The sequence below is a fragment of the Streptomyces sp. NPDC018964 genome (genome assembly GCF_044390325.1).
GTDB lineage: Bacteria > Actinomycetota > Actinomycetes > Streptomycetales > Streptomycetaceae > Streptomyces.
The window spans coordinates 296,469-322,657 of record NZ_JBIRYZ010000003.1 but is presented as its reverse complement, the minus strand read 5'-3'; the positions used below and the strand labels follow the sequence as shown (position 1 = coordinate 322,657).

Annotated in this window: 24 protein-coding genes and 1 pseudogene; 15 read left to right on the top strand and 10 right to left on the bottom strand. The window is 72.4% G+C overall.

Annotated features, from left to right (window positions below; genetic code table 11):
• Positions 1-134: 134 nt before the first annotated feature.
• From ACH5AO_RS06850 to ACH5AO_RS06815, 8 genes and pseudogenes are all read right to left on the bottom strand, one after another.
• Positions 135-236 (bottom strand): annotated as a pseudogene (locus ACH5AO_RS06850) (ABC transporter ATP-binding protein); the annotation flags it as partial.
• A gap of 51 nt (positions 237-287) precedes the next feature.
• Positions 288-1,394, bottom strand: coding sequence for an ABC transporter substrate-binding protein (locus ACH5AO_RS06845; protein ID WP_398922547.1), 1,107 nt, complete (start codon positions 1,392-1,394; stop codon positions 288-290).
• Positions 1,395-1,572: 178 nt separating this feature from the next.
• Positions 1,573-1,674: a putative leader peptide gene (locus ACH5AO_RS06840; RefSeq protein ID WP_398922545.1), complete on the bottom strand. Its 102-nt coding sequence runs from the start codon at positions 1,672-1,674 to the stop codon at positions 1,573-1,575.
• A gap of 139 nt (positions 1,675-1,813) precedes the next feature.
• Complete coding sequence (locus ACH5AO_RS06835) at positions 1,814-2,272, bottom strand: RrF2 family transcriptional regulator (RefSeq protein WP_398922543.1); 459 nt, start codon at positions 2,270-2,272, stop codon at positions 1,814-1,816.
• Positions 2,273-2,536: 264 nt separating this feature from the next.
• Positions 2,537-3,766: an acyl-CoA dehydrogenase family protein gene (locus ACH5AO_RS06830; protein WP_398922541.1), complete on the bottom strand. Its 1,230-nt coding sequence runs from the start codon at positions 3,764-3,766 to the stop codon at positions 2,537-2,539.
• 13 nt (positions 3,767-3,779) lie between these two features.
• A complete protein-coding gene (locus ACH5AO_RS06825; RefSeq protein ID WP_398922539.1) occupies positions 3,780-4,337 on the bottom strand; it encodes a winged helix-turn-helix domain-containing protein in 558 nt (185 codons plus the stop codon).
• A gap of 265 nt (positions 4,338-4,602) precedes the next feature.
• The gene (locus tag ACH5AO_RS06820) at positions 4,603-6,579 is read right to left on the bottom strand and encodes an FAD/NAD(P)-binding protein (protein WP_398922537.1); all 1,977 of its coding nucleotides are present in this window, start codon (positions 6,577-6,579) and stop codon (positions 4,603-4,605) included.
• Positions 6,576-7,583, bottom strand: coding sequence for an amino acid ABC transporter permease (locus ACH5AO_RS06815; RefSeq protein WP_398922535.1), 1,008 nt, complete (start codon positions 7,581-7,583; stop codon positions 6,576-6,578). The genes ACH5AO_RS06820 and ACH5AO_RS06815 overlap by 4 nt, the downstream gene beginning before the upstream one ends.
• Positions 7,584-8,176: 593 nt before the next feature.
• Here ACH5AO_RS06815 and ACH5AO_RS06810 point away from each other — a divergent pair.
• The 9 genes from ACH5AO_RS06810 to ACH5AO_RS06770 all read left to right on the top strand — a co-directional run bounded on the left by ACH5AO_RS06810 (position 8,177) and on the right by ACH5AO_RS06770 (position 16,545).
• The gene (locus tag ACH5AO_RS06810) at positions 8,177-8,353 is read left to right on the top strand and encodes a hypothetical protein (RefSeq protein WP_398922533.1); all 177 of its coding nucleotides are present in this window, start codon (positions 8,177-8,179) and stop codon (positions 8,351-8,353) included.
• Complete coding sequence (locus ACH5AO_RS06805) at positions 8,350-8,871, top strand: GNAT family N-acetyltransferase (RefSeq protein ID WP_398922531.1); 522 nt, start codon at positions 8,350-8,352, stop codon at positions 8,869-8,871. The genes ACH5AO_RS06810 and ACH5AO_RS06805 overlap by 4 nt, the downstream gene beginning before the upstream one ends.
• Complete coding sequence (locus tag ACH5AO_RS06800; protein WP_398922529.1) at positions 8,868-9,827, top strand: ABC transporter substrate-binding protein; 960 nt, start codon at positions 8,868-8,870, stop codon at positions 9,825-9,827. The genes ACH5AO_RS06805 and ACH5AO_RS06800 overlap by 4 nt, the downstream gene beginning before the upstream one ends.
• Positions 9,828-9,848: 21 nt before the next feature.
• A complete protein-coding gene (locus ACH5AO_RS06795; RefSeq protein WP_398922527.1) occupies positions 9,849-10,871 on the top strand; it encodes an amino acid ABC transporter permease in 1,023 nt (340 codons plus the stop codon).
• Positions 10,868-11,632 carry an amino acid ABC transporter ATP-binding protein gene (locus ACH5AO_RS06790; RefSeq protein WP_398922525.1) on the top strand — a complete coding sequence of 255 codons (765 nt, stop codon included), beginning with the start codon at positions 10,868-10,870 and terminating at the stop codon, positions 11,630-11,632. Before ACH5AO_RS06795 ends, ACH5AO_RS06790 begins: the two co-directional genes overlap by 4 nt.
• Positions 11,633-11,670: 38 nt before the next feature.
• Entirely contained in the window at positions 11,671-12,654 is a 984-nt protein-coding gene (locus ACH5AO_RS06785) for an ABC transporter substrate-binding protein (protein ID WP_398922523.1), read from the top strand.
• Positions 12,655-12,799: 145 nt separating this feature from the next.
• A complete protein-coding gene (locus ACH5AO_RS06780; RefSeq protein ID WP_398922521.1) occupies positions 12,800-14,008 on the top strand; it encodes an LLM class flavin-dependent oxidoreductase in 1,209 nt (402 codons plus the stop codon).
• A 21-nt stretch (positions 14,009-14,029) separates the two neighbouring features.
• Complete coding sequence (locus ACH5AO_RS06775; RefSeq protein WP_398922519.1) at positions 14,030-15,403, top strand: NtaA/DmoA family FMN-dependent monooxygenase; 1,374 nt, start codon at positions 14,030-14,032, stop codon at positions 15,401-15,403.
• Entirely contained in the window at positions 15,400-16,545 is a 1,146-nt protein-coding gene (locus tag ACH5AO_RS06770) for an LLM class flavin-dependent oxidoreductase (protein ID WP_398922517.1), read from the top strand. The genes ACH5AO_RS06775 and ACH5AO_RS06770 overlap by 4 nt, the downstream gene beginning before the upstream one ends.
• A 168-nt stretch (positions 16,546-16,713) precedes the next feature.
• Here the strand turns inward: ACH5AO_RS06770 and ACH5AO_RS06765 are convergent, their stop codons facing one another.
• Positions 16,714-17,622, bottom strand: coding sequence for a LysR family transcriptional regulator (locus tag ACH5AO_RS06765; protein ID WP_398922514.1), 909 nt, complete (start codon positions 17,620-17,622; stop codon positions 16,714-16,716).
• Between the two features lie 138 nt (positions 17,623-17,760).
• On the opposite strand from ACH5AO_RS06765, the gene ACH5AO_RS06760 reads away from it, so the two are divergent.
• The 6 genes from ACH5AO_RS06760 to ACH5AO_RS06735 all read left to right on the top strand — a co-directional run bounded on the left by ACH5AO_RS06760 (position 17,761) and on the right by ACH5AO_RS06735 (position 23,370).
• A complete protein-coding gene (locus tag ACH5AO_RS06760; protein ID WP_398922877.1) occupies positions 17,761-17,841 on the top strand; it encodes a putative leader peptide in 81 nt (26 codons plus the stop codon).
• A gap of 188 nt (positions 17,842-18,029) precedes the next feature.
• Positions 18,030-19,157 carry a dimethylsulfone monooxygenase SfnG gene (sfnG, locus tag ACH5AO_RS06755; RefSeq protein ID WP_398922511.1) on the top strand — a complete coding sequence of 376 codons (1,128 nt, stop codon included), beginning with the start codon at positions 18,030-18,032 and terminating at the stop codon, positions 19,155-19,157.
• 39 nt (positions 19,158-19,196) lie between these two features.
• A complete protein-coding gene (locus tag ACH5AO_RS06750; RefSeq protein ID WP_398922509.1) occupies positions 19,197-20,414 on the top strand; it encodes an acyl-CoA dehydrogenase family protein in 1,218 nt (405 codons plus the stop codon).
• Between the two features lie 11 nt (positions 20,415-20,425).
• Positions 20,426-20,983, top strand: coding sequence for an NADPH-dependent FMN reductase (ssuE, locus tag ACH5AO_RS06745; RefSeq protein ID WP_398922507.1), 558 nt, complete (start codon positions 20,426-20,428; stop codon positions 20,981-20,983).
• Positions 20,980-22,167 (top strand): SfnB family sulfur acquisition oxidoreductase, encoded by a 1,188-nt coding sequence (locus tag ACH5AO_RS06740; protein ID WP_398922505.1) that lies wholly within the window; start codon positions 20,980-20,982, stop codon positions 22,165-22,167. Before ssuE ends, ACH5AO_RS06740 begins: the two co-directional genes overlap by 4 nt.
• Before the next feature lie 30 nt (positions 22,168-22,197).
• Positions 22,198-23,370, top strand: a complete 1,173-nt coding sequence (locus ACH5AO_RS06735) for an LLM class flavin-dependent oxidoreductase (protein WP_398922503.1) — start codon at positions 22,198-22,200, stop codon at positions 23,368-23,370.
• Between the two features lie 59 nt (positions 23,371-23,429).
• Here ACH5AO_RS06735 and ACH5AO_RS06730 read toward each other — a convergent pair whose 3' ends face one another.
• Positions 23,430-26,153 carry a fumarate reductase/succinate dehydrogenase flavoprotein subunit gene (locus ACH5AO_RS06730; RefSeq protein ID WP_398922875.1) on the bottom strand — a complete coding sequence of 908 codons (2,724 nt, stop codon included), beginning with the start codon at positions 26,151-26,153 and terminating at the stop codon, positions 23,430-23,432.
• Between the last annotated feature and the right edge of the window lie 36 nt (positions 26,154-26,189).

Here is a 26,189-nt window from a genome sequence, read left to right as displayed (position 1 = left end):
CCGGTGAGAGGGCCGGCCGGCCCGGCGGTGTCCACCGGCGCGGACGCACGCGACCGGCAGACCCCGGCCGCGCGGCACGCGCCGCCCCGGCGGGACGAAACCGGCGGGCCGACGCCGATCCCGACGAGCGGACTCGGCGATCCCCCGAGCCCCGGCGCGAGTCCGGCGTCCCCGCCCGCGGTCGGCCGCGGGAACAGCGCGTGCTCCTGGAACACCGGGGCGGGCCGGCCGTCCGTGCCGTCGTCGTGGCCGTCATCTCCCAAGGAGCGCTTCGGGCGCGGTGGCCGTCACTCGGTGCCGAGACCGGCGTCGTCGACCTCCTCCTTGCCTTCGGCCTTAAGGACCTTGTTGAGCGGCCCGAGGTCGTAGATGCCCTTCAGGTCGGGCTTCTCCAGCAGGCCGGCCTTGACCGCGTGGTCCGCCTGGGCGTCGAGGGTCGAGGCCAGCGGGTCGTCGAGGAAGGTGATCGACTTCCAGGCCGGGTCGATGACGTCGGCGGGCAGTTCCTTGCCCGACAGCTCCTTCAGCGCCGCGTTGGCGGACGCCTTGGCCTCGTCCGGGTTGGCGTTGATCCACTCGTTGGTGTTCACCGAACCGCGCAGCACGGCCTCGACGACATCCGGGTGCTCCTTCAGGAACTTCTGCGACACGATGATGTTCGTGATCACGAACTTCTTGTCCGGCCACAGGTCGGCCTCGTCGAGGAGCACCTCGGCACCCTGGGAGACCAGCTTGGACGCGGTCGGCTCGGGTACCCAGGCGCCGTCGATGGAGCCGGACTTGTAGGCGTCCGGTGTGACCTTGTTGTCCGTGCGGACGACGGAGACGTCGCCGGCGCCGCTCGCCGCGTCGACCTTCCAGCCCTTCTCCGCGATCCAGTTGAGGAACGCCACGTCCTGGGTGTTGCCGAGCTGGGGCGTGGCGATCTTCTTGCCCTTGAGGTCGTCCAGGGTCTTGATCTTGTCCGGGTCGACCACGAGCTTCACGCCGCCGGAGGCCGAACCGCCGATGATGCGCAGGTTCTTGCCGTTCGACTTGGCGTAGCCGTTGATGGCGGGGGAGGGGCCGATCCAGCCGATGTCGATGGACCCGGCGTTGAGCGCCTCGATCTCGGAGGGTCCGGCGTTGAAGGTCGAGGCCTTGATCTCGGTGCCGCCGAGCTCCTTCTGGAGCAGACCCTCCTGGACGCCCACCAGGGCGGTGGCGTGCGTGAGGTTGGGGAAGTAGCCGATCCTCACCTCGTCGGCGGAGAGCTTCTCGGCGCCCGCCGCGACCTCGGCCCGCTTGTCGTCGTCAGCGGCGTCGGAACCGTAGCCGCAGGCGGTGAGCAGGAGGGGGAACGCCGCTACGGCGGCGAGGGTGCGCAGGGCGGTGAGCGGTCTTGCGGCAGACACGGAGGTGTCCTCTCGGGGAAGAAGCCGGTCGGGGAGGTGAGGAAAGCGCGAGGTGAGAGCGCGTGGACGTGCGCGGGCGCCCCGTTCGAAGGCCGTTCGGCGGCGGGAACGCCGTCGCGGGTCCGGGAGCGGAGGCGTACGCGGGCGGGGAGCGCCGTCGGGCGCTCCGCGGGCGGTCTCAGACGGGCCGACAGAGGGCGCTGGACGTGCGGCCGAGGTCGATGTGGCGGCGCGAGGTCAGCAGGAAGAGCGACAGGTCCGCGCGGCTGAGCGTTCGCATGGCCACCCCCACGGATTCCTAGTTTTCCTACCTGGTTGATAGGGATCGTGGCAGAAGGAGGCGCCCGTCCCAAGGGGGTGCTCACATGGCGGACGCGCTCATCTCGCCTGTCGGGATACCGGGTTGGCGGCCCGGCGCGTCAGGGATTCACCCAGGCCTTCGGGGCGTCGGTCAGCGCGGCCACGTCGTCGGGCAGCCGGGCCGACGCGACGTCGGCGAGCGAGACGCCCTCGAGGATCTCGCGCACATTGGACCGCAGCGCGATCCACAGGGGGAGCAGGGACTCGGCGGGGCCGGTGTAGGACAGGTCCGGCGGGCGGACCCCCCGCACCGAGACCAGCGGTCCGTCCACGGCGCGGATGACGTCGGCGATGCTGATGGACTCGGCGGGCCTGGCCAGCCGGTAGCCGCCGTTGCCGCCGCGCTGGCTGAGCACGAGACCGCCCCGGCGCATGTCGTTCAGGATGCTCTCGAGGAACTTGTGCGGGATGTCCTGGGCGACGGCGATGGCCTCGGCCTTCAGTGGCCCGTCGTCCCGTGACGCGGCGAGCTGCAGCGCGGCACGTACCGCGTAGTCCGCCCTGGCTGAGATCCGCATGCGTCCCATTATCCCGTACGGCTCCGGCCGTCCTCCACGGGTGACCGCCGTCCGTGCCGGTTCCGGCGGCCGGCGCGGTGACCGCGCGGCACGGAGGGCGCCGAGGGCGGTGGCCGGGGTCCCGGCGGGAGGCGCGGAGCGGTCCCGGGCAGGCGGGGCCGCGGACGTGCCCCGCGACGGCCGCCGGTGAACCCACCGGGACCGCGGGCCGACAGGCCCGGACGCGCGGGGTGCGGATCCGGGCCCGGACGTACCGCCGCGGGGTCAGGAGGGCAGGACGAACGGAGGGTGGGCGCCGTTGAGGAAGTAGTCCCCGACCTCGCGGAGCCGTTGGGCGACGGGCTCGTACAGGGTGTGGGTCCGGGCATCGCGCCAGAAGCGGTCCAGGCCCAGCCGCGCGGAGGCGGAGTGGGGGCCGATGATGTCGAGGGCGCGGGTGGTGGACTCCCGCGCGGCTCTGGAGGCGGCGGCCTCGGCCATGGCCACGAGGGCGGAGGTGCCCGCGTACGCGTCGTAGGTGAGGTCCTCGCCGAGTGCCAGCGCGCCCTGTACGGCCTCCACCGCCTGATCGGCGAGTGCGGACGCGGAGCGGGTGAGGACGGTGAGTTCCCCGTAGGCGGTCAGCACCTCCGGGTCGTGGGGGGTACCGGCCGACCAGGGGAGGTGCCAGGGCGCCCGGCCCGTCCCGCCGTACTCACGGGTCTCGGCGAGCACTCCCTCGGCCAGGCCCAGAAGGAGCTGGACGGAGACGAGGTGCCCGGCCGGTGACGCCAGGGCGGCCCGGGGTGACGGGAAGTCCTCGTCCGCGGGAAGGGGACCGAGCACGTCGCCGTCGGTGACCGGTACGCCGTCGAACTCCACACTGCCGCCGGCCGCGAGCCGTTGCCCGAAGGTGTCGATGTCGGCGTCGACCCGGACGCCGTGCCGGGTGGGATCCACCACGACGGCGAGTGGTTCACCCGTGTCCTCCCGTACGGCGCGCACGGCGAGGCGGTCGGCGACCAGGACCCCGGTGGTGTAGCTCTGCCGGCCGCCGAGCACCAGGCCGCGGGAGGTCCTGGTCAGCGTCAGGGGAGGCTCCTGACGGGCGAAACCGCCGCCCCAGCACCACCCCTCGGCCGCGGACCGCTCCTCCGTGCGTGCCGCCAGGGCGGGCACGGCGAAGAACCGGGCGCTCCACGACAGGAAGTAGTGACAGCCGAGCAGTTGCCCGATCGCGCCGTCGGCCGCGGCCACCTCCCGGACGACCGCGTAGGCCGTGGGCCAGTCCGCGCCTCCTCCTCCGGATCCGGCCGGCGCCAGGAGCGTCAGCAGCCCCGCCTCGCGCAGCCGGGACACCTCGTCGAACGGGGGCTTGCCCGCCTGTTCCCTGGCCACCGTGTCCGTGGCCAGGTCGTCGGCCGCCTCGCGGGCCACCCGCAGCCAGTGCGCGTGGCCGGGCCCGGTCGGGCCGGCCGGCGAGGGGGGAGGGGGCGGCGCTGAGACGGCCTTCACGGGCGTGGTCTCCTCAAGGTCGGCCGCGGAGCGCGGCGTCGGGGCCGGGCACGTACTTGTAGCCCACGCGCCGCACGGTGACGATCCGGTGCCGGTGGGCCTCGCCGAGCTTGCGGCGCAGGCGGGCGATGTGGACGTCCACGGTGCGGCCGTCGCCGACGTGGGCGTAGCCCCAGACGGCGGACACCAGCCGATCGCGCGCGTGCACGTGGTGGGGATGACGGACGAGATGCGCCAGCAGCGCGAACTCCAGGTAGGTGAGGTCGAGTTCGCGTCCGTCGACCTCGGCGGAACGGCGTGCGGTGTCGATGCGGACGACATCGTCCCCCGCCTGCCGGACGGGGTTCGGGTCCACGGCGGTGACCGGCCGGATCTCGGGGCGCGGCCTGTCCTTGACGAAGAGTTCGGCGGGATCGGTGCCCTCGGGGACGAGCAGGAGGTAACCGACGAGCGGCGCGGGCGTGTGTTCCCCGGTGCCGTTCCGTGCGGCGTCGCCCACCAGGCGAAGACGGCGCGCGTCGGGAAGGAGCCGGTCGTCCGGGGCGGTCGGGGTCGGAAGTGCCGTGGTCATGGCGGTTGTCCCTCGGATGTGTGTCGGGCCGTCAGGCGCCGTGAGCGGCTTGCCTGATCACCTGCGAAACGGGGTGCGGAGCGGCACGGGCGAGCGGGCCGTGCCTTACGCGCGACAGCAGGCGGCGCTGACGACGTGACCGAAGTCGACGTGCCGACGACGAACGAGTCGTTGCTGCGTACGGGACATGCTCATCATGCTGTGCGCCCGCGCCGGACACCGTCAATGCTTCCCTAGTAATTCGATAGGAAAAGTGGGGAAGGTCTCACACGGTGAGAGGGCGTCCGTCCCCCGGACGCGCCGCCGTCCCGGCCCCGGCGGTGCCCAGGGCGCGCAGGAGCGCGCGGGCGACCGCGTCGTTCTGGCGGAACCCGGGGGAATCGGTGCGGGGGCGGGCGAAGGCCGCGACGGCCCGGCTGTTGGTGGGGGCGCCGAGGGCGACGCGGCGGGGGTGGGGGCCGCCGAGGGCGGGGTCGACGAGGCGGCCGTCGGCAGGGGAGACGGTCAGCAGGCCGGAGCGGTGGGTGTGGGCGGGGTCGGCGACGACCTCCTCGGCGAGCGCGCCCCGACGGTACAGGTCGCGCAGGAGCGGGTCCTCGGTGCGGTCGAGGGAGGCGCCGGGCAGGTACGCCTCGATCAGGGCCGTGGCGTGAAAGGAACGGCCGGGGACGGTGGGGCTGGTGGCGGTGAACGTGCCCGTGGACTCGTCGGTGCCGATCCGGATGTCCGCGCCGACGAAGCGGACGACGCCGGCCCGGGACAGCGCGAGGAGCTGGCGCAGGCGGAAGCCGGGCGGGCCGGAGGCGAGGAAGCTGAAGAAGCCGTGCCACCAGCCGTCGAGGCCGTCGGCCGTGGAACGGGCGGTGAGCCGGCCGGCGGCGACGAGGCGCGGCAGCTGGCCGTAGACGGAGAGCAGGGCGAGGAACGCCCCGAGGTCGGCGCTGAACTCCGGGTCCTCGCGGCGGGCGACGTCCTGGGCGATGTGGTGGCGCAGATGCTCCTGGAAGGCGTCCGGCGTGGGGAAGGACAGGCCGTCCAGGGGGCGGTCGAGGGCCTCGAAGTCCAGCCGGTCCGCCGGGTCGGGCACGGCCTCGGTGACGAGGGCGGCCATGGCGTCGGAGTACCAGTCGAGGTGTTCGTAGGCGGCGGCGAAGTCGGGCCAGGACAGGACCGTGCGTTCGGGGTGCGCGTGGAACAGCTCGTGGTAGTGGCCGAAGCCGATCTCCTTGGCCATCAGCGGCCACACGTCGCGGCGCAGGTCCAGCGGGCGGGCCCCGGCGAGCAGGGCGTCGACCGCGTCGGGGCCGAAGTAGCGCGGCAGGGCGGGCCGGGGGCCCTGGAGGCGGTAGCGGGTTTTCGAGTGGTACGGCACTCCGCGTCGGGACCCGACGTGCAGGACGGGCTCGCGGCCGGAAGGCAGGTAGGTGAGGGTGCCGTCGGGCTCGGTGCGGTAGGAGCCGCCGCGGCCCTCGGTGAGCAGGGTCACCAGGTCGACGAAGGCCAGCCCGAAGCCGCGCAGGATCACGTGCTCGCCGGGCCGCAGCCCGGACAGGTCGGTGTCGGCGGAGAAGTCCGGCGGGAGGTGGAAGCGGCCGTGGCGGCGGGCGAAGGCGGCGTGGCCGCGGTGCTCGGCGGCGGGGGCCGAGCCGAGGTGTCCCTGGGCGAGGACCACCAGGTCGGCGGTGAGCGGTGTGGCGCGGCCGGCCAGGCGCACGCGCTGCGGGCCGTCCGGCGGGCCGGTGACGGCGGTCGCCGTGGCGCGGTGCCACTCGACGGTGACGGAGGGCGGCAGTTCGGTCAGCACCCTGCGGAACACCCAGTCCAGGTAGGCGCTCTGGGCGCGGCGGGTGGGGAAGTCGGTCCCGTCCAGGGCGCGCAGTTCGGCGAGCACGCCGGGATCCGCGGGCTCGGTGTACGGCGCGTGACGCGGCCCCCTGCCGGAGAACTGGGCGGCCCACTCGGCGAGGGAAGGACCCGGCCGTACGGGGCCGTCGATCGTGGAGGACTCGTCGGTGAACATGGTGACGTCCTCGGCCATGGAGTTCATCCGCAGCAGCGGTGACTGCGCGTGCCGCCAGATCCGGCCGGGACCGGGCGGGTGCGGATCCACCAGGTGGATGTGCAACTGCCTTTCCTCGTCCCAGAGTTCGGGGGCGTTGGCCGCGATGCGCTCCAGCAGGCCGGTGGCACGCGGACCCGCCCCGACGACGACCAGGACGGCTGCGGAGGGGGTGCTGCTCACCGGTCACCGCCGATCACGGGACGGGCGTCGGCGGCCGCCGACGCGCTCAACCGGGCGCGTACGGCGGACAGGTGACCGCGCAGCCGCCGCAGCGGGGTGGGCGGCAGCTCACGGGAGCCGCCCCGCGCGTAGTACCGCTCGACGTAGTACTGACCCACGCCGAGCACGCTGGTGACCGCGACGTACCAGAGCGTCGCGACCATCAGCAGCGGGATGACCTGGTAGGTCTGGTTGTAGACCAGCTGCACCGAGTACAGCAGGTCGTGCACGGCCAGCACGCTGACGATGCTGGTGCCCTTGAGGGTGCCGATCAGCATGTTCCCGGCGGTCGGCACGATGGAGCGCATCGCCTGGGGGATGACGACCCGGCGCAGGGTGCGGCGCCTGCTCAGCCCGAGCGCCTGGGCGGCCTCGGTCTGGCCGGCGTCGACGGAGAGGATGCCGCCGCGCACCACCTCGGCGGCGTAGGCGGTCTCGTGCAGGGTGAGGCCGATGACGGCGGTGAGGGTGGGACCGAGCAGGTTCACCGTCTTGACGGTGACGAACTCCGGGCCGAACGGGATGCCGAAGCCGAGCGTCGGGTACAGGGCGCCGATGTTGAACCAGAACAGCAGTTGCACCAGCAGCGGCGTGGACCGGAAGACCCACACGTAGCCCCAGCTCAGCGTGCGCAGCACCGGGTTGCCCGACAGCCGCATCACCGCGAGCCCGGTGCCGAGCAGGAAACCGAGCACCATCACCGCTCCGGTCAGCCACAGGGTGAGCGCCAGCCCGTCGAGCACGGCGGGGGTGGTGAAGTACCGCCCCACCACGCCCCATTGGAAAGCCTGGTTGCGGACGACCGAGTTGAGCACCATGGCGAACACCAGCAGCGCGGCCGCGGCGGTCACCCACCGGCCGATGTGCCGGCGCGGCACGATCCGCGGCAGGCCGGGCCCGGGGGCGCCCACTGGTTCCGGGGGGTGCGAGGCAGGGAGGGACGTGACGTCGGAAGGTGTGACCATCGGGAGGCTCTCCGGGGGAGGGAATCGCAGGCGTGGGTGACCACCCGGTGACAGCCGTGGGAGAACGCGACGGCGCGGGCGCTGCGCGGACACGGGGCGGCCGGGGTTCGACGACGTCACATGCGCCGCGTCCCTCAACGCGGCCGGAAGGGCCGCCGCGCGGGGCGGGGCCGGTCCGTCGTCGATCGTATGTGCCCCTGGCACGGATGTGTCAACAACGCCGGGGGAGAGAAAGGCCGATGAGGTGCCCGGCATCCGGGCACCGCTTGACGAACAGCGGGATGTCCTGCTCAATTGACCGCATGACCGCCCACCAGCGCTTGGTTTCGCGCCACCACATCGACTTCGGTCGCGTGTGGTCCGCCGCGTGTTGCGTCTGATCCGGCAGCGGGCCCTCTGACCGGCCCTTCCCTCCCTCGGTGACCCCGTCGCGGGCCGAGTCCTCCGCACGCGCGCTGCCGCGGCTCCGTTCCTCCTGACGCCCGACGTCGTCACGCCCACATCCGCCCACCTGCCTGATGGGCCGTCACCCGTGCTGCGGCGCGGGGCGATTCGCCCTGCCCGCGTGCGGCCGCTTCCGAAAGGCCACTGCCATGCCCGTGGAACTCCCCGGCACCGCCGCCAACCACGACGGATCCGACACCACCCCCTGCTCCGGTGCCGCCGGCTCCGGCCGCCACGCGATCCCGACCGTCCGCGAGGAGGCCGCCCGGCGCGACGCCGGACGCGCGGCACACGGCGCGCGGGACCTCGCGGCGGTGGGCGCATGAGTTCCGCGACCCGGACGACGGACCTGACGGTCGTTCACACGGAGGTGTCCGACCCGCGGGTGAGACCCCTGCTGTGCGAATTGGGACACGAGTACACGACGCGCTACGGCAAGGACGCGCACGCCGAGATCTCCCGCTACCCCGACGAGGAGTTCACCGAACCGCACGGCGGTCTGATCCTGCTGCTGGAGAACGGTGATCCCGTCGCGGGCGGTGCCTTCCGCCGTCACGACGCGACCACCGCCGAACTGAAACGGATCTGGACCCACTCCGCCCACCGCCGCCGCGGCCTCGCCCGCCGCGTGCTCGCCGAGCTGGAACGCGAGGCGGGCGCACGCGGCTACCGGCGGATCCACCTGACCACCGGGCCGCGCCAGCCGGAGGCCCGCGGTCTGTACCTGGCCACCGGGTACACGCCGCTGTTCGACACCGGGGCCGACCCGGAGACCATCGGCCCGCTGCCGTTCGAGAAGCACCTCGCCGTCACCCCGTACCCAGGAAAGGCCACCGACCTGTGAATCTCCCCGGGATCAGAAGCCGTGCGCGCGGCGCGGTCACCGTCCTCGCGCTGCTGCCGCTGCTCGCGCTGACCGCCTGCGGTTCCGGTGACACCGACGGCACTGCGGCGGTGGGCGCCCAGGCCTCCCCCGCCCCGACCGACGACCCGGTCGCCGCCGTGCGCGAGGTGCCCTCCGTCGCCGCCCTGCTGCCGGCCGACGTCCGCGAGGCGGGCACGCTGAAGGTAGGCAGCTCGGTCGGGTTCCCGCCGGGGGCCTACTACCCGAACGGCACGGACAAGGCACCCGAGGGCCAGGACATCGACCTCGCCGACGCCGTGGCCAAGGTGCTCGGCGTCAGGCTGGAGCGGCAGGACGCGTCCTTCGAGACGATCCTGCCCGCCCTCGGCAGCGGCAAGTACGACTTCGGCACCGGAAACTTCGGGGTCACCGGCGAACGCCTGAGGACCATCGACTTCGTCACCTACATCAACGACGGCCAGGGCTTCGCGGTGAGGAAGGGCAACACCGAACTGACGACGGAGGTCACCGACCTCGTCCAGCTGTGCGGACTGACCATCGGCACCGGCGCCGGCACCACCTTCGAGGCGACCCTCACCGCGCGGAAGGACGTGTGCGCGAAGGCCGGCAGGAAGCCCTACGACGTGAAGGTCTACTCGGAGAACGCGGCGACCCTCACCGCGCTCCAGCAGGGCCGCATCGACGTGATCATGTCGACCATCAACGGGCTGCGCCACCAGGCGGCCCAGCCCGCCTCGCGGACCGCCTTCCTCGGCGAGTTCCACCGCCTCGACGTCGGCTTCGCCTTCAAGAAGGGCTCCCCCCTGACCAAGGCCTTCCAGGCCGCCGTCAACGAGCTGATCGAGGACGGCACGTACGGCCGGATCCTCGAGAAGTGGGGCACGTCCGCCTCCGCGATCGACACGTCGCGGATCAACCCGCCCGAGCACACCTGAGAGTCGAGCAGGTACACCACGATGGCATCCACCACCGACGTCGCGTCGCCCGGCGCGGCCACCCCGGGCACCGGCCCCGGGGCCCCGCCCGCTCCGGACGATCCGGCCTCCCTCAAGGTCGTCCCCGCCCGCCATTACGCCCGCTGGGTGGCGGCCGTCACCGTGATCGTGCCGGCCGCCCAGTTCGCGCACGGTCTGGCCACCAACCCGGTCTGGGAGTGGGGTGTCTTCAGTGACTACGTGCTGTCCGAGACGATCGTCCAGGCGGTGTGGGTGACCCTCCAGCTCACCGCCTACGCCACCGTGCTCGGCTTCCTCCTCGGCACCGTGCTGGCCTTCATGCGGCTGTCGCGCGGTCCGGTGCTGCAGACCGTCGCCTGGACCTACATCTGGATCTTCCGGTCCATCCCGATGATCGTCCAGCTGGTGTTCTGGTTCAACCTGAGCGCGCTGTACGAGGAGTTGGGTTTCGGTATCCCCTTCGGCCCGGTGTTCTGGTCCGTCGACAGCAACAGCATCATCGGCACCATGGGCGCGGCCGTCATCGGGCTGACGCTGCACCAGGCCGCCTACGCCGCCGAGATCGTGCGCGGTGGTGTCATCGCCGTCGACCACGGGCAGCTGGAGGCGGCCGCCGCGCTGGGCATCCCCCGGCTGCGGCAGATCCGCCGGATCGTGCTGCCGCAGGCGATGCGCGCGATCCTGCCCACCGCCGGCAACGAGATCATCGGCCTGCTCAAGGGCACCTCGGTGGTCTACGTGATGTCCATCGGTGAGCTCTTCTACCAGACGCAGGTGATCTACGGCCGCAACGGCCGGGTGATCCCCCTGCTGCTGGTCGCCACCGCCTGGTACGTCGTCCTCACCTCCCTGCTGTCGGTCGCCCAGTACTACGTCGAGCGCCACTACGCCCGCGGCGCCGACCGCACCCCGCCGCCCACCCCGCTCCAGCGCGCCCGCCGCTTCCTGCGCGACCTCCGGGCCGCGGCGGCCCGGCCCGCCCGGCCCGTCGTACCCCTCGAGCCCCTGGGAGACCGCCGATGAGTGAGGTGATGGTGGACGTCCACGGCGTCCACAAGAGCTTCGGCCCGCTGGAGGTGCTGCGCGGCGTCGACCTGAAGGTCCGGGCCGGCGAAGTCACCGTGATCCTCGGCCCGTCCGGCTCGGGGAAGTCCACCCTGCTGCGCACCATCAACCACCTGGAGAAAGTCAACCGCGGCTGGATCAGCATCGACGGCGAACTCATCGGGTACCGCCGTTCCGGGAGCAAGCTGCACGAGCTGAGGGAGAAGGACGTACTGAAGCAGCGCACCCACATCGGGTTCGTCTTCCAGAACTTCAACCTCTTCCCGCACCTGACCGTGCTGGACAACCTGATCGAGGCCCCCGTCTCCGCACTGCGTCGTCCGCGCAGGACAGCGGAGGAGACCGCCCGCCGGCTCCTCGACCGGGTCGGCCTCGCCGACAAGGCCGGCGCCTACCCCCGGCAGCTCTCCGGCGGCCAACAGCAGCGCGTGGCCATCGCCCGCGCACTCGCCCTCGAACCGAAGGTGCTGCTCTTCGACGAGCCCACCTCGGCGCTCGACCCGGAACTGGTCGGCGAGGTCCTCGACGTCATCAAGGACCTGGCCCGCACCGGAACCACCATGATCGTCGTGACCCACGAGATCGGCTTCGCCCGCGAGGTCGCCGACACCGTGGTGTTCATGGACGGCGGCGTCGTCGTGGAACAGGGCCCGCCCGCGGCCGTCCTGGACGACCCGCGGCACGAGCGCACCCGCGCCTTCCTCTCCAAGGTCCTCTGACCGGTCCTCACCCCTTTTCGCAGGCAAGGAGCACGATCATGTCCACCTCGATCCCCCGCCGCACCGCCGCAGCCGCGCTCGGACTCGCCACCGCCCTCGTCCTCGCCGCGTGCAGCAACCCCGACGACGGCGGCACGACCGAGGTCGCGGCCACGTCGGGCGGCAAGACGAAGATCAACATCAGCCCCGACCAGAACCGCGTCACCACCGGCAAGGTCGACTCCATCGCCGCCGAGGTCCCGGAGGAGATCCGCAGGAGAGGAACGCTGAAACTCGTCCAGTCCTCCGGGAGCGCGGCACCGCTGAACTTCCACGCCACCGACAACAAGACCCTCATCGGCGTCGAGCCCGACATCGCCCACCTCGTCGCCGACGTGCTCGGCCTCGAACCGGAGTTCCACGCCGTCTCCTGGGAGAACATCTTCGTCGGCCTCGACAGCGCCAAGTACGACGCCGGCTTCAGCAACATCACCGTCACCGAGGAGCGCAAGGAGAAGTACGACTTCGCCACCTACCGCGAGGACAACCTGGGCTTCGAGGCGAAGAAGGGCAGCGGTCTGAAGGTCACCGGACCCGAGGACGTGGCCGGGAGGACCGTCGCCGTCCAGAGCGGCACCAACCAGGAGAAGCTGCTCATCGAGTGGAGCAGGGAGAACGAGAAGGCCGGCCGCGAGCCGGTGGACATCAAGTACTACCAGAACGACAGCGACACCTACCTCGCCCTCCGGTCCGGCCGGATCGACCTCTACCTCGGCCCCAACCCGACCGCCGCCTACCACGCGGCCACCACCGGGAAGACGGAAGTGGTCGGCACGTACTCCGGCGCCGGCTCCACCCTCCAGGGCCTCATCGCGGCCACCACCAAGAAGGACAGCGGCCTGGCCGAGCCGCTCACCGACGCCCTCAACCACGTCATCGACAACGGCACCTACGCGAAGGTGCTCGAGCGCTGGGGCCTGTCCGACGAGGCCGTGACCAGGTCCGAGACCAACCCGCCCGGCCTGCCCAGGACCGACGGGTAGCCGATCCGGGGCGTGCGGGCGACGGCGTCCTCCCGGCCGGATCCGCGAGCGGCCGCCGTCCCCGCCCCGTTCCCTCACCGCCGTCGCCCTCCTCCCTCCGGTGCGAGGGCGGCGTTCCCGTCACGGACCTCCAGGAAGGCACCCCATGTCCCCGACACCCCCTTCTCCCCTGCACCTTGCCGTCGCCCTGGACGGCACCGGCTGGCATCCCGCCTCCTGGCGCGAGCCGGTGGCCCGCCCGCGCGACCTGTTCACCGCCGGATACTGGGCCGATCTGGTCGCCGAGGCCGAGCGCGGCCTGCTCGACTTCGTGACCGTCGAGGACGGTCTCGGCCCGCAGTCCTCGCACTTCCTGGACCCGGACGAACGGACCGACCAGGTCCGCGGCCGCCTCGACGCCGTCCTCATCGCCTCCCGCGTCGCACCGCTGACCCGGCACATAGGCCTGGTGCCGACGGTGGTCGCCACCCACACGGAGCCGTTCCACATCTCCAAGGCCATCGCCACCCTCGACTACGTCAGCAAGGGCCGCGCCGGCCTGCGCGTGCAGATCACCGCCCGCCCGAACGAGGCCGCGCACTTCGGCCGCCGCACCGTCCCGCGCATCGAGGCCTACGACCACCCGGACACCCAGGAGCTGGTCGCCGGCCTCTTCGACGAGGCCGCCGACCACGTGGAGGTCGTGCGCCGCCTGTGGGACAGCTGGGAGGACGACGCCGAGATCCGGGACGCCGCCACCGGCCGCTTCATCGACCGCGACAAGCTGCACCACATCGACTTCGAGGGCCGGTTCTTCAGCGTCAGGGGCCCCTCCATCACACCCCGCCCACCACAGGGCCAGCCGATCGTCACCGCCCTCGCCCACCAGACCGTTCCGTACCGGCTCGTGGCCCGCGCCGCCGACATCGGCTACGTCACCCCGCACGACGCCGAGCAGGCCCGCGCGATCGTCGCCGAGATCCGCGCCGAGCAGGAGACGGCCGGGCGAGCGGGCGAACCCCTGCATGTCTTCGGTGACGTGGTGGTCTTCCTGGACGACGACCAGGCTGCCGCGGAGGACCGGCGCGCGCGCCTCGACGCCCTCGCGGGGGAGCCGTACACCAGCGACGCCCGGATCTTCACCGGCACGCCCGCCGGACTCGCCGACCTGCTGCAGGAGTTGCACGCCGCCGGGCTGACCGGCTTCCGGCTGCGCCCCGCCGTCGCCGGCCACGACCTCCCGGCGATCACCCGGGGGCTGGTCCCCGAACTGCAGCGCCGGGGCGCCTTCCGCCGCGCCTACGAGGCCGGCACCCTGCGCGGCCTGCTGGGCCTGGCCCGCCCCGCCAACCGTTACGCCACCGTCACCGCCTGAGCCGGAGGAACGACCGCGACCATGAACAAGCCGCTGAAGCAGATCCACCTGGCCGCCCACTTCCCCGGCGTCAACAACACCACCGTGTGGAGCGACCCGAACGCCGGCAGCCACATCGAGTTCAGCTCCTTCGTCCACTTCGCGCAAACCGCCGAACGCGCCAAGTTCGACTTCCTGTTCCTCGCCGAAGGGCTGCGGCTGCGCGAACAGGGCGGGCAGATCTACGACCTGGACGTCGTCGGCCGCCCCGACACCTTCACCGTCCTGGCCGCGCTCGCCGCCGTCACCGAGCACCTCGGCCTGACCGGCACCATCAACTCCACCTTCAACGAGCCCTACGAGGTCGCCCGCCAGTTCGCCAGCCTCGACCACCTCTCCGGCGGGCGCTCCGCCTGGAACGTCGTGACGTCCTGGGACGCCTTCACCGGCGAGAACTTCCGCCGCGGCGGCTTCCTGCCGCAGGAGGAGCGCTACTCCCGCGCGAAGGAGTTCCTGGCCACGGCGAACGAACTCTTCGACTCCTGGCACGGCGACGAGATCCTCGCCGACCAGGAGACCGGCACCTTCCTGCGGGACGCCAAGGCCGGCGCCTTCGTCCACACCGGACAGCACTTCGACATCCACGGGCGGTTCAACGTGCCGCGCTCCCCGCAGGGCCGCCCGGTGATCTTCCAGGCCGGCGACTCCGACGAAGGCCGCGAGTTCGCCGCGTCGAGCGCCGACGCGATCTTCAGCCGGTACGCCACCCTCGAGGAGGGACGGGCCTTCTACACCGACGTCAAGAACCGCCTCGCCACGTACGGCCGCCACCCCGGCCAGCTGCTGATCCTGCCCGCCGCCACCTTCACGCTCGCCGACACCGACGCCGAGGCGGAGGAACTCGCCAAGGAGGTGCGCCGGCAGCAGGTCAGCGGCGCCACCGCCCTCAAGCACCTGGAGTTCGTCTGGAACCGGGACCTGTCCTCCTACGACCCGGACGGGCCGCTCCCCGACATCGACCCCGACGTCGGCGGCGACCACATCGCCAAGGGCCGTGCCCAGGTCCGCATGTACCGCGACCCGCTGGCCACCGCCCGCGAGTGGCGCGAGCTCGCCGCCGCGCACAACTGGTCCATCCGCGACCTGGTCATCGAGACGGGCAGCCGGCAGAACTTCATCGGTTCGGCGGAGACGATCGCCCGCACCATCAACGAGTTCGTCCAGGCCGACGCCAGCGACGGCTTCATCCTCGTCCCGCACGTCACCCCCACCGGCCTCGACGAGTTCGCCGACAAGGTCGTCCCGCTCCTGCAGGAACAGAGCGTGTTCCGCACGGAGTACGAGGGCCCGACCCTGCGCGACCACCTCGGCCTGCCCCACCCGGACGACGTCCACGACGAACGGGCGGCGTCGTGAAGTTCCTCGCCATCACCCTGATCGTGCACCGGCCGGACCCGGTCACCGGAGTGCACAAGCCGACCCACGACCGCTTCCGCGAGGTCCTCGACAACGCCCTGCTCGCCGAGGAACTCGGCTTCGACGGCTTCGGAGTGGGGGAGCGGCACGAGCGGCCCTTCATCTCCTCCTCGCCGGCCGTCGTCCTCAGCCACATCGCGGCACTGACCCGGCGCATCCGGCTGTTCACCGCCGTGACCACGCTCAGCCTCCTCGACCCGGTGCGCGCCTACGAGGACTACGCCACCCTCGACCACCTCTCCGGCGGACGACTGGAGCTGATCATCGGCAAGGGCAACGGCGCCGCCCAGCGCGAGCTGTTCCACGTCACACCCGAGGACCAGTGGGACCGCAACGCCGAGAGCTACGAGGTGTTCCGGCAGATCTGGCGACAGGACAAAGTGACCGCGGCGACGCGCTTCCGCCCTCCGCTGACGGACGCCGAGGTGTGGCCGCGGCCCTACCAGCGGCCCGTCCGGGTCTGGCACGGCAGCGCCACCAGCAAGGAGTCGGTGGACCTGGCCGCCCGCCACGGCGACCCGCTGTTCTCGGCGAACGTCACCCACCCCATCGAGCCGTACGCCGAGTTGATCAGGTACTACCGCGAGCGCTGGGAGTTCCACGGCCACGACCCGGCGAAGATCGCGGTCGGCGCCGGCACGGCCGGGCTCCTCGTGACCCGCACCTCCCAGGAAGCGATCGAGGTCTACCGGCCGGTCTTCGAGTCGACGCTCGCGTTCCAGAGGCAGTTCGGCCTGCCGGTGGTCTTCGAGACCGTGGAGGACTTCGTCGAGCGCAGCTCCGCCCTGATCGGCAGCCCGCAGCAGATCATCGACAAGGTGCACCGCTACCACGAGCAGTTCGGGCACACGGTGCTCCATCTGCACGCGGACGCGAACGGGTTGACGGATGCCCGGCACCGCGCCTCGCTCCAGCTCTTCCAGTCCGATGTCGCCCCGGTACTGCGCCGCGACATCCCGGACCCGCCTTTCGTCTGGGGACCGGTCCTGCCCGTCACCGAGGAGGAGCCCGTCGCGTACGGCGAGGACCCGCCGGTACGGCAGCGGGCAGCCTCCGGCGGCGGTCGGCGCGATACGGCGTGAAAGGGCTTGTCGGGCGCCGGAGGACGGAGTCGGCTCACGAGCACGGTCCTGGGGCCAGGTGACCACACAGGGACGTGCGCGCACCAGGCCGATGGGGGTGTCCCACCGGTCGGGACCCATAGCGGCCCGATCGAACCGAGGCAGGCTCGTCCAGGCGCGACGTCTGGTTCACGAAGGGACGCGGTACGCACGGGCGTTGCGCACGAACAGCCCGTGCAGATCGCGGACGGCCCGGGGGACCCGGCCGAAAGGGCGGCTCTGCAGGACCAGCAGCACGCCGGTCGCGTCGTGCGCGAGCGGCCGTACCGTGATCGCGCCCCGCCGCTCCAGCGGGTCGCCGATGACGCTGAAGTCGGGCAGCACCGTCGCCCCCAGGCCCTCGGCGACCATCAGCTTGCCCATCTCGGCGCCGTCCGTGGAGTACGAGAAGGACGGTGTACGGCCGTCGAGCAGCCGGTGCAGGAAGCGGTGCATGACGTAGCCGGACCGCATCACGACCAGCGGCTCGGCCAGGAGACTGTCCGCGTCCACCGTCTTCAGGGCCGCCAGCGGACTGTCCGGGCGCACGCACACCACCGGCCGGCCGTGCAGCAACTCGGTGGTCTCGAAGCCGGGCGGCAGGTCGTCGCCCTCGAGGTAGTTCACCAGCCCCAGATCGAAAGCGCCCTCAAGCAGCCCGCGATGGATCTCGGACTGCTGCGCGCCGACCAGCTCGACCTGGGTGTGCGGGTGCGCGGCCCGGAACTCCCGCACGGTCGGGATCACCAGGGGGACGGTGGCCGTGTTGACCGTGCCGAGCCGGACCATACGGCTGACGCGATGCTGGTCGCCGGCCGCGCTGCGCAGCCGGTCGACCGCGTCCAGTACGCCCATGATGTGCGGCAGCAGCTCCCGGCCCTCGTCGCTGACCTTCGCCCCGGACCGCTTGCGCTCCAGCAGGTCCACGCCCAGCTCGCGCTCCAGATTGCGCACGGTCTCGCTGAGCGCCGGCTGGGACAGGTGCAGTTCCTCCGCGGCCCGCCGCAGTGAACCCGACCGGGTGACGGCCGCGAGGTATTCGAGCTGCTCTATACGCACGACAACGAGGCTGCCCATCGCCGCCGACCGGGTTCAAGGGAACCCCTGTCACAACCTCGTGAATTCCTGCTCCCCGCATGTGGAATCAACTCCGGGCATTCTTGACCGGCCGGACTCCCTGCTGCTTTGATCGAAGGCATGAAGCGACAGGACCTCACGCGGCGACGCCACGTCGACCTTGCGCGTGTCTCCAGCTCCTGCTGTCACTGTCAGGTCTGAGCGCACCCGAGGGAAACCCTCGCACTCGCGCTGATCTCCCTGTGTGAATTCCCCAGCCGGCCGCTTTCCACGGCGATTTCGGCTTTCCCGGGAACGGCGTCCCCGCACGCTCGAATCCCGATCACCCCACGCCTCTCCCTGTCATCGCACGCGCCTTTTCGCATGCGCATTCCCGTCAGGAGCCCTTCATGCCCGTCCCGCCCGGACCCGACCCCGCCCGCTTCGCCTACTGGGTGCCGAACGTCAGCGGCGGCCTGGTCACCAGCACCATCGAGCAGCGCACCGACTGGGGCTATGACTACAACCGCGAACTGGCCGTCCTCGCCGAGAACAACGGCTTCGACTACGCCCTCAGCCAGGTCCGCTACATGGCCAGTTACGGTGCCGAGTACCAGCACGAGTCGACCAGCTTCAGCCTCGCCCTGCTGCTCGCCACCGAGCGGCTGAAGGTCATCGCCGCGGTCCACCCCGGCCTCTGGCACCCGGGCGTCCTCGCCAAGCTCGGCGCCACCGCCGACCACCTGTCGGGCGGCCGCTTCGCCGTCAACGTCGTCAGCGGCTGGTTCAAGGGCGAGTTCACCGCCCTCGGCGAGCCCTGGCTGGAGCACGACGAACGCTACCGGCGCGCGGAGGAGTTCATCACCGCCCTGCGGACGATCTGGACCGAGGACCACGCCGAACTCGCCGGTGACTTCTACCGGGTGCGCGACTTCTCCCTCAAGCCCAAGCCGCTGAACACCGCCGAACGTCCGCACCCGGAGATCTTCCAGGGCGGCAACTCCACCGCCGCCCGGGCCATGGCGGGCCGCGTCTCCGACTGGTACTTCAGCAACGGCAAGGACTTCGACGGCGTCACCGAGCAGATCGCCGACGTCCGCGCCTCCGCCGCCCGAGCGGGCCGCACGCCGCCGAAGTTCGGCCTCAACGGCTTCCTCGTCGCCCGCGACACCGAGGCCGAGGCCCGCGACACGCTCCGCGAGATCGTCGCCAAGGCCGACACCCCGGCCGTGCACGGCTTCCGGGACGCCGTCCGGCAGGCCGGGCAGTCCACCGCCGACGGCAAGGGCATGTGGCAGGACTCGGACTTCGAGGACCTCGTCCAGTACAACGACGGCTTCCGCACGGGCCTGATCGGCACCCCCGAGCAGATCGCCGAGCGGATCGTCGCCTACAAGCGGCTCGGCGTCGACCTCTTCCTCCTCGGCTTCCTGCACTACCTGGAGGAGGTCGAGTACTTCGGCAAGCGGGTGCTGCCCCTCGTACGCGAACTGGAGGCCCGGCAGCCCGAGTCCGAGACCGTCGCCGCCCGCGCCTGACCACCCGTGACCGGCACCGACAGTGAAAGAGGTATCCCCATGAGCACCGCCGCACCGACCGACTGGAAGACCGCCCCCGCCCCGACCGGCGCCGCCGGCTGGATCGCCCGCGCCGCCGAGGTCGCCGCCGTCCTCGCCTCCGACGCCGCCGCCCGGGACAAGGCCGCCGCCACCCCGTACGCCGAGGTCCGGCTGCTGAAGGAGTCCGGCCTGGTCACCCTCCTCGGCCCCGTCGAGCACGGGGGCGGGGGCCAGGACTGGCCCACGGCCTACCGTGTCGTACGCGAGGTCGCCAAGGCGGACGGCTCCATCGGCCAGCTGCTCGGCTACCACTACCTGTGGAACTGGGCCGCCCGGCTGGTCGGCACCCGCGAGCAGTGGGAGCACGTGGAGGCCGAGGCCGCCCGCAACCAGTGGTTCTTCGGCGGTGCGGTCAACCCGCGCGACGAGGACGTGGTGGTGAGGGACGAGGGCGACACGCTCACCTTCACCGGCCGCAAGTCCTTCTCCACCGGCAGCAAGGTCTCCGACGTCACCGTGCTGGAAGGCGTCCTGGCCGGCACCGACGACCACGTCTTCGCCATCGTCCCGTCCGACAGCGAGGGCCTGACCTTCCACGACGACTGGGACAACATCGGCCAGCGCCTCACCGAGAGCGGCGGCGTCACCCTCGACGCCGTACGCGTCCCCTGGTCGGCCGCGGCGGGCTACGTCGACAAGCGGTTCCAGCCGCGTGTCTACAACACCCTCAACGTGCCCGCCATCCAGCTCGTCTTCGTCAACTTCTACCTCGGCATCGCCGCCGGCGCGCTGGAGACCGCCGCCACCTACACCCGGACCAAGTCACGGCCCTGGCTGCACGGCGGCCATGAGCACGCCGTCGACGAGCCGTACGTCATCGACATCTACGGCGACCTCACCGCCAAGCTGTGGGCCGTCGAGGCCCTGGCCGACGCCGTGGCCGCCGAGGGTCAGAGGCTGCACGACGACCCGGACGCGGTCACCGAACAGGCCCGGGGCGAGTTCGAGGTCCGGGTGGCCGCGGTGAAGGCCCGCGCCACCGACGTGGCCCTGGACGTCACCCATCGCATCTTCGAGGTGACCGGAGCGCGTGCCACCGCCTCCGCGGAGGGCCTCGACCGCTTCTGGCGCAACGTCCGCACCCACTCGCTCCACGACCCGGTCGCCTACAAGCGCCGCGAGGTCGGCCGCCACGTCCTCACCGGCGAACTGCCGCAGCCCACCTGGTACTCCTGAAAGGTCCTCCCATGGCCACCGTTCTCTCCCTCTCCGGCAGTCCGTCCGCCACCTCCCGCACCGCCCGGCTGCTGCGCCACCTGGACGACCGGCTCACCGCGCAGGGCCACGAGGTGATCCCGTTCGACGTCCGGACCCTGCCCGCCGAGGCCCTGCTCGGGGCGGACTTCCGGCACCCGGAGATCGTCCGGGCCACCGCCCTGGTCGAGCGGGCCGACGGGCTCGTGGTCGGTACCCCCGTCTACAAGGCCGCCTACTCCGGGCTGCTGAAGTCCCTGCTGGACCTGCTCCCGCAGTACGCGCTGGCCGGCAAGACGGTGCTGCCGCTGGCCACGGGCGGCTCCACCGCCCACGTCCTGGCCATCGACTACGCCCTGCGCCCCGTGCTGAGTTCCATGGGTGCCGCGCACATCGTCCCGGGCTGGTTCACCCTCGACAAGGACCTCACCGTGGGCGACGACGGCTCGCTGATCGTCGCGCCGGGCTCGGCCGAGGCGCTGGCCCAGGTCACGGACCAGTTCTCGCTCGCGCTGGGCGGCCGCACGGCACTACTGGCGGCCACCGGATGAGCGCCCCGGTCGTGATCGGCGGCGACGACGAGGCCCTCGCCGTCGCCGCCGGCCTGGCCGCGGACTTCCGCAAGGACGCCGCGGAGCGGGACGCGGTACGCCGGCTGCCGCACGCGGAGCTGGAACGGCTCTCCGCCTCCGGGCTGCTGGCCGTGAGCGTCCCGGCCGAGTTCGGCGGCGCGGACGTCCGTGCGGAGACGCTCGCCGAGGTCTTCCGGCTGCTGGCCGCCGCCGACGCCAGCCTCGCCCAGATCCCGCAGAGCCACTTCGTCTACGTCAACGTGCTGCGCCGGCAGGGGACACACGAGCAGCAGGAGTTCTTCTTCGGTGAGGTGCTGCGCGGCAAGCGATTCGGCAACGCCCAGTCCGAGGCGGGCACCAAGCACGTGCAGGACATCCGTACCGGGCTCGCCCGGCGCCCGGACGGGTCGTACGTCCTCGACGGCGTGAAGCACTACTGCACGGGCGCGCTGTTCGCCCACTGGATCCCCGTCCTCGCCCGCGCCGACGACGACACCCCGCACGTGGCGTACGTACCACACGACGCGCCCGGCCTCACGGTCGTGGACGACTGGGACGGCATGGGACAGCGCACCACCGCCAGTGGAACCGTCCGCCTGGAGTCGGTGCCCATCCCCGCCGACCGGGTCGTGCCGCACCACCTCACCTTCCGGGGTCCCCAGCTCCACGGGGCCGTCGCCCAGTTGCTGCACGCCGCCATCGACGCGGGCATCGCCTCCGGCGCGCTCGCGGAGGCCGTGGACTTCGTCCGCACGAAGAGCCGGCCGTGGTTCGAGAGCGGGTTCGAGACGGCCGCGGAGGACCCGCTGCTCGTCCAGCGGTTCGGCGAGCTCGGCCTCAGGGTCAGGGCGGCGCAGGCACTGCTGCGCGAGGCCGCCCGGACGGTCGACGCCGCCCGGGACGACCTGACCGACGACTCCGCCGCCGAGGCGTCGATCGCGGTCGCCGCGGCCAAGGTGACCGCGGCGGAGGCCGCCGTGGAGGTCGGCAGCGCTCTCTTCGAGGTCGCCGGCACCCGCGCCGCCCTCGACTCCCTGGGCCTGCACCGCCACTGGCGTGACGCCCGCACGCACACCCTGCACGATCCGGTCCGCTGGAAGGTCCAGCACATCGGCCGCTACATCCTGAGCGGCACCCGGCCGCCCCGGCACGGACTGCTGTAGACCGGCGCCCCCTCGAACGGAGACCCCCACGTGTCCCTCACCTTCCACTGGTTCCTGCCCACCAACGGCGACAGCCGCCACGTCGTCGGCGGCGGCCACGGCACCCCCGCCACCGCGTCCGGCCGCGACCGGCCACCGACGGTCGCCTACCTGAGCCAGATCGCCCGCGCCGCCGAGGACCTCGGCTTCGTCGGCGCGCTCACCCCCACCGGTGCCTGGTGCGAGGACGCGTGGCTCACCACCGCGATGGTCAGCCAGAACACCGAGCGGCTGAAGTTCCTGGTCGCCTTCCGGCCCGGCTTCGTCTCACCCACGCTCGCCGCGCAGATGGCGTCCACCTTCCAGCGGCAGACCGGCGGACGGCTGCTGCTCAACGTCGTCACCGGCGGCGAGAGCCACGAACAGCGCGCCTACGGCGACTTCCTCGACAAGGACGACCGGTACCGCCGCACCGGCGAATTCCTCCAGATCGTCCGGGGGTTGTGGGAGGGCAAGACCGTCGATCTGGCCGGCGAGCACCTCCGGGTCGAGGACGCCGCGCTGGCCCGCGTACCCGACCCGGTCCCGGAGGTGTACTTCGGCGGCTCCTCACCGATCGCCGGCGAGATCGCCGCCCGCCACGCGGACGTCTACCTCACCTGGGGCGAGCCGCCCGCCGCAGTCGCCGAGAAGATCGCCTGGATCCGGAGGCTGGCGGCAGAGCAGGGACGCACCCTCCGGTTCGGCATCCGGCTGCACGTCATCACGCGCGACACGTCCGAGCAGGCCTGGGCGGAGGCGAACCGGCTCGTGGACGGCTTCGATCCCGAGGCCGTCAAGGCGGTCCAGGCGGGCCTGGCCCGCAGCGAGTCCGAGGGGCAGCGGCGCATGCTCGCCCTGCACGGCGGCAGCCGGGACGCCCTGGAGATCCACCCGAACCTGTGGGCCGGCATCGGGCTGGTCCGGGGCGGCGCGGGCACAGCGCTGGTCGGCAGCCACGAGGAGGTCGCCGAGCGGATCAGAGAGTACGCGGCCCTGGGCATCGAGGAGTTCGTGCTCTCCGGCTACCCGCACCTGGAGGAGGCGTACTGGTTCGGCGAGGGCGTCCTGCCCGAGCTCGCGGCCCAAGGGGTGTGGACCCACCCCTTCCGCACCGTGACGGACGCGGGGCCCACCGCCCAGGTCCCCTTCGCCGGCGCCGCGAGCGCACCACGGCCCAGGTGATCGCTGACGACGTGGGGCGGCGGCCGGGCCCCGGGACGTCACCACCCGCGGCGGTGCCGTCACAGGGCCCGGGCCGCGTAGGCCCTGACGTCCGCGTCCGGGTCGGTCACCGCCGTGGCCAGGGCCGTTCGGGCGTCCTCGGTGGCCCGGTGCCGGGTCAGCGCCACCGCGGCGGCCTTGCGGACGTCGGCGTTCGGGTCGGTGAGGGCCCCGGCGAGGGCGGGGACCGCGAGGCCGGGATCCGCGAGGGACAGGGCGGCGGCGGCGCCGGCCCGCACCTGCCAGGCCGGGTCGGACAGGGCCGCCCGCGCGCGTGCGGCCAGGGGAGCGGGGCAGCCGGCCGTGCCCAGCGCCTCGTAGGCGGCCGCGCGCACCAGGGCGTCGGGATCGTCGATGAGCCCGGCCAGGGCGGAGTGCACCGGGCCGGGACCGGCCGGGGCGGTGTCGTCGAGCCGTCCCGCGGTCACACCGGCCAGGGCCTTGGCGATGGCGACGCGGACCTCGCGGGACGGGTCGGCGGCCGCCGCGCGGGCCAGCTCGCCGGCGGCGTCGGCCGACGCCAGCGCCCGCACCGCCGCGACACGGACGGCGACGTCGGAGTCGGACAGGGAGTCCGCGAACAGTCCGGTGTCACCGAGGCGCAGGACGCGCAGGGCGTCCAGGGCGGTGGCGCGGGCGACGGGGTCCGCCTGGGACAGGGCGGCGGTCAGGCCGTCGCGCAGGGCCGGTTCGGGAGGCAGCGTCCCGACCAGTTCGCTCAGTGAGGCGGCCGCGGCGGCGCGGACACCGGCGTCGGTGTCGGCGAGCGCGGCGGCCAGGGCCGGTCCGGTGCCGGGCGGCACCGTCTCCGTCAGGACGGTGACGGCCGTCCGGCGGACGGTGGGATCGGGGTCGGTCAGGTAGGGGACGAGGGCGGAGAGCGGGGGTTCGTCCTCCGCGAGGGAGAGGAGTCCGAGGAGGCGCGGCGTGGCCGGCGCGTCCGGGCCGGTGACGGGGCGGGCGGGCGCGCCGGTGACGTCGGGTTCCCGCCGCATCGCCACCGGCGCCGCCTCCCGGACCCCCGCGACCGCCACCTGCTCCGGGTGGACCTCGCCGAGATGGCGGGAGACTCCGCCGACCGGCCTGAACTCGTCGACCGGAACCAGATAGGGAGCCACGGGACGTGCCGTGAACTCCATCGCCCCCGTGGGGGACTTGCGCAGGTCGAGGTGGTGGAACCAGGACGCGTCGTCACGCCGCGGATGGTCGAGACGGTCGTGGTAGAGGCCCCAGCGGGACTCCGTGCGGGCCAGGGAGGCCCGGGCGGCCATCTCCGCGCAGTCGCGGATGAAGCTCACCTCCGCGCAGCGCATCAGCTCGTGCGGGGTGCGGGCGCCCATCGCGGCGATGTCGGCGCGCATCCGCTCGAACGCCTCCAGGGCCAGGGAGAGCCGGGCGCCGGACTTCGGCGGGGCCACGTAGTCGTTCACGAAGCGGCGGAGCTTGTACTCGACCTGGGGCTGCGGCGGACCGTCGGGGTTGCGCAGGGGGCGGTAGACCAGCTCGTGCGCCTCCTGGAGCTGGTCGAGGGGCAGCTCCCCCTCGTACGGCGTGTACCGGGACGCGTCCACGCCCGCCAGGTCCCCGAAGACGAACGCGCCGATCATGTAGTTGTGCGGGACACAGGCCAGGTCGCCGGCCGCGTACAGACGGGGGACGGTCGTCCGGGCGTGGTCGTCGACCCGTACGCCCGAGGCCGAGTGGCCGCCGCACAGTCCGATCTCGGAGATGTGCATCTCGACGTCGTGGGTGCGGTAGTCGTGGCCGCGGCCCGCGTGGAAGGTGCCGCGGGTCGGGCGCTCGGTGGAGTGCAGGATCGACTCCAGGGCCGAGACCGACTCCTCCGGCAGATGGCTCAGCTTCAGGTAGACCGGACCCCGGTCGCTCGCCACCTCGGCCGCGAACTCGGCCATCATCCGGCCCGACCAGTAGTCGGAGTCGACGAAGCGCTCGCCGTGCCGGTTGACCTGGTAGCCGCCGAAGGGATTGGCGACGTACGCGCAGGCGGGACCGTTGTAGTCCTTGATCAGCGGGTTGATCTGGAAGCACTCGATGCCGGTCAGCTCGGCGCCCGCGTGGTACGCCATCGCGTAGCCGTCACCCGCGTTCGTCGGGTTCTCGTACGTGCCGTACAGGTAGCCGGACGCCGGCAGGCCGAGGCGGCCGCAGGCGCCGGTCGCCAGGATCACGGCGCCCGCGCGGACGGTGACGAAGGCGCCCGTGCGGGTGTCGAAGCCGGCCGCGCCCACGGCCCGCCCCTCCGCCGTGAGGACGCGCACCGGCATCACCCGGTTCTCGATCCGGATCCGCTCGCGCATCTCGCGCCGGCGCAGCTGCCGGTACAGGACCTTCTTGACGTCCTTGCCCTCCGGCATCGGCAGCACGTACGAGCCGGAGCGGTGGACCTGGCGGACCGCGTACTCGCCGTGCTCGTCCTTCTCGAACTTCACGCCGTACGACTCCAGCCGCCGCACCATGGCGAAGCCGCGGGTGGCGGTCTGGCGGACGGTGGACTGGTCGACGATGCCGTCGTTGGCGCGGGTGATCTCGGCGACGTAGTCGTCAGGTTCGGCGCGGCCCGGGATGACCGCGTTGTTGACGCCGTCCATGCCCATGGCGAGCGCGCCGGAGTGGCGGACGTGCGCCTTCTCCAGCAGCAGCACGTCCGCGCCGTGCTCGGCGGCGGTCAGGGCGGCCATGGTGCCGGCGGTGCCGCCGCCGATCACGAGCACGTCGCAGCTCATCTCGTTCGCGTCGGTGAGGGCCGGGATCTGCAGGGG

Coding starts and splice junctions, on each gene's coding strand:
- ACH5AO_RS06785 (WP_398922523.1), top strand. CDS start 11,671: ATGTCCACCTCGATCCCCCGCCGCACCGCCGCAGCCGCGCTCGGACTC.
- ACH5AO_RS06815 (WP_398922535.1), bottom strand. CDS start 7,583: ATGGTCACACCTTCCGACGTCACGTCCCTCCCTGCCTCGCACCCCCCG.
- ACH5AO_RS06750 (WP_398922509.1), top strand. CDS start 19,197: ATGAGCACCGCCGCACCGACCGACTGGAAGACCGCCCCCGCCCCGACC.
- ACH5AO_RS06795 (WP_398922527.1), top strand. CDS start 9,849: ATGGCATCCACCACCGACGTCGCGTCGCCCGGCGCGGCCACCCCGGGC.
- ACH5AO_RS06825 (WP_398922539.1), bottom strand. CDS start 4,337: ATGACCACGGCACTTCCGACCCCGACCGCCCCGGACGACCGGCTCCTT.
- ACH5AO_RS06740 (WP_398922505.1), top strand. CDS start 20,980: ATGAGCGCCCCGGTCGTGATCGGCGGCGACGACGAGGCCCTCGCCGTC.
- ACH5AO_RS06810 (WP_398922533.1), top strand. CDS start 8,177: ATGCCCGTGGAACTCCCCGGCACCGCCGCCAACCACGACGGATCCGAC.
- ACH5AO_RS06790 (WP_398922525.1), top strand. CDS start 10,868: ATGAGTGAGGTGATGGTGGACGTCCACGGCGTCCACAAGAGCTTCGGC.
- ACH5AO_RS06780 (WP_398922521.1), top strand. CDS start 12,800: ATGTCCCCGACACCCCCTTCTCCCCTGCACCTTGCCGTCGCCCTGGAC.
- ACH5AO_RS06840 (WP_398922545.1), bottom strand. CDS start 1,674: ATGCGAACGCTCAGCCGCGCGGACCTGTCGCTCTTCCTGCTGACCTCG.
- ACH5AO_RS06775 (WP_398922519.1), top strand. CDS start 14,030: ATGAACAAGCCGCTGAAGCAGATCCACCTGGCCGCCCACTTCCCCGGC.
- ACH5AO_RS06835 (WP_398922543.1), bottom strand. CDS start 2,272: ATGCGGATCTCAGCCAGGGCGGACTACGCGGTACGTGCCGCGCTGCAG.
- ssuE (WP_398922507.1), top strand. CDS start 20,426: ATGGCCACCGTTCTCTCCCTCTCCGGCAGTCCGTCCGCCACCTCCCGC.
- sfnG (WP_398922511.1), top strand. CDS start 18,030: ATGCCCGTCCCGCCCGGACCCGACCCCGCCCGCTTCGCCTACTGGGTG.
- ACH5AO_RS06760 (WP_398922877.1), top strand. CDS start 17,761: ATGAAGCGACAGGACCTCACGCGGCGACGCCACGTCGACCTTGCGCGT.
- ACH5AO_RS06805 (WP_398922531.1), top strand. CDS start 8,350: ATGAGTTCCGCGACCCGGACGACGGACCTGACGGTCGTTCACACGGAG.
- ACH5AO_RS06730 (WP_398922875.1), bottom strand. CDS start 26,153: ATGAGCTGCGACGTGCTCGTGATCGGCGGCGGCACCGCCGGCACCATG.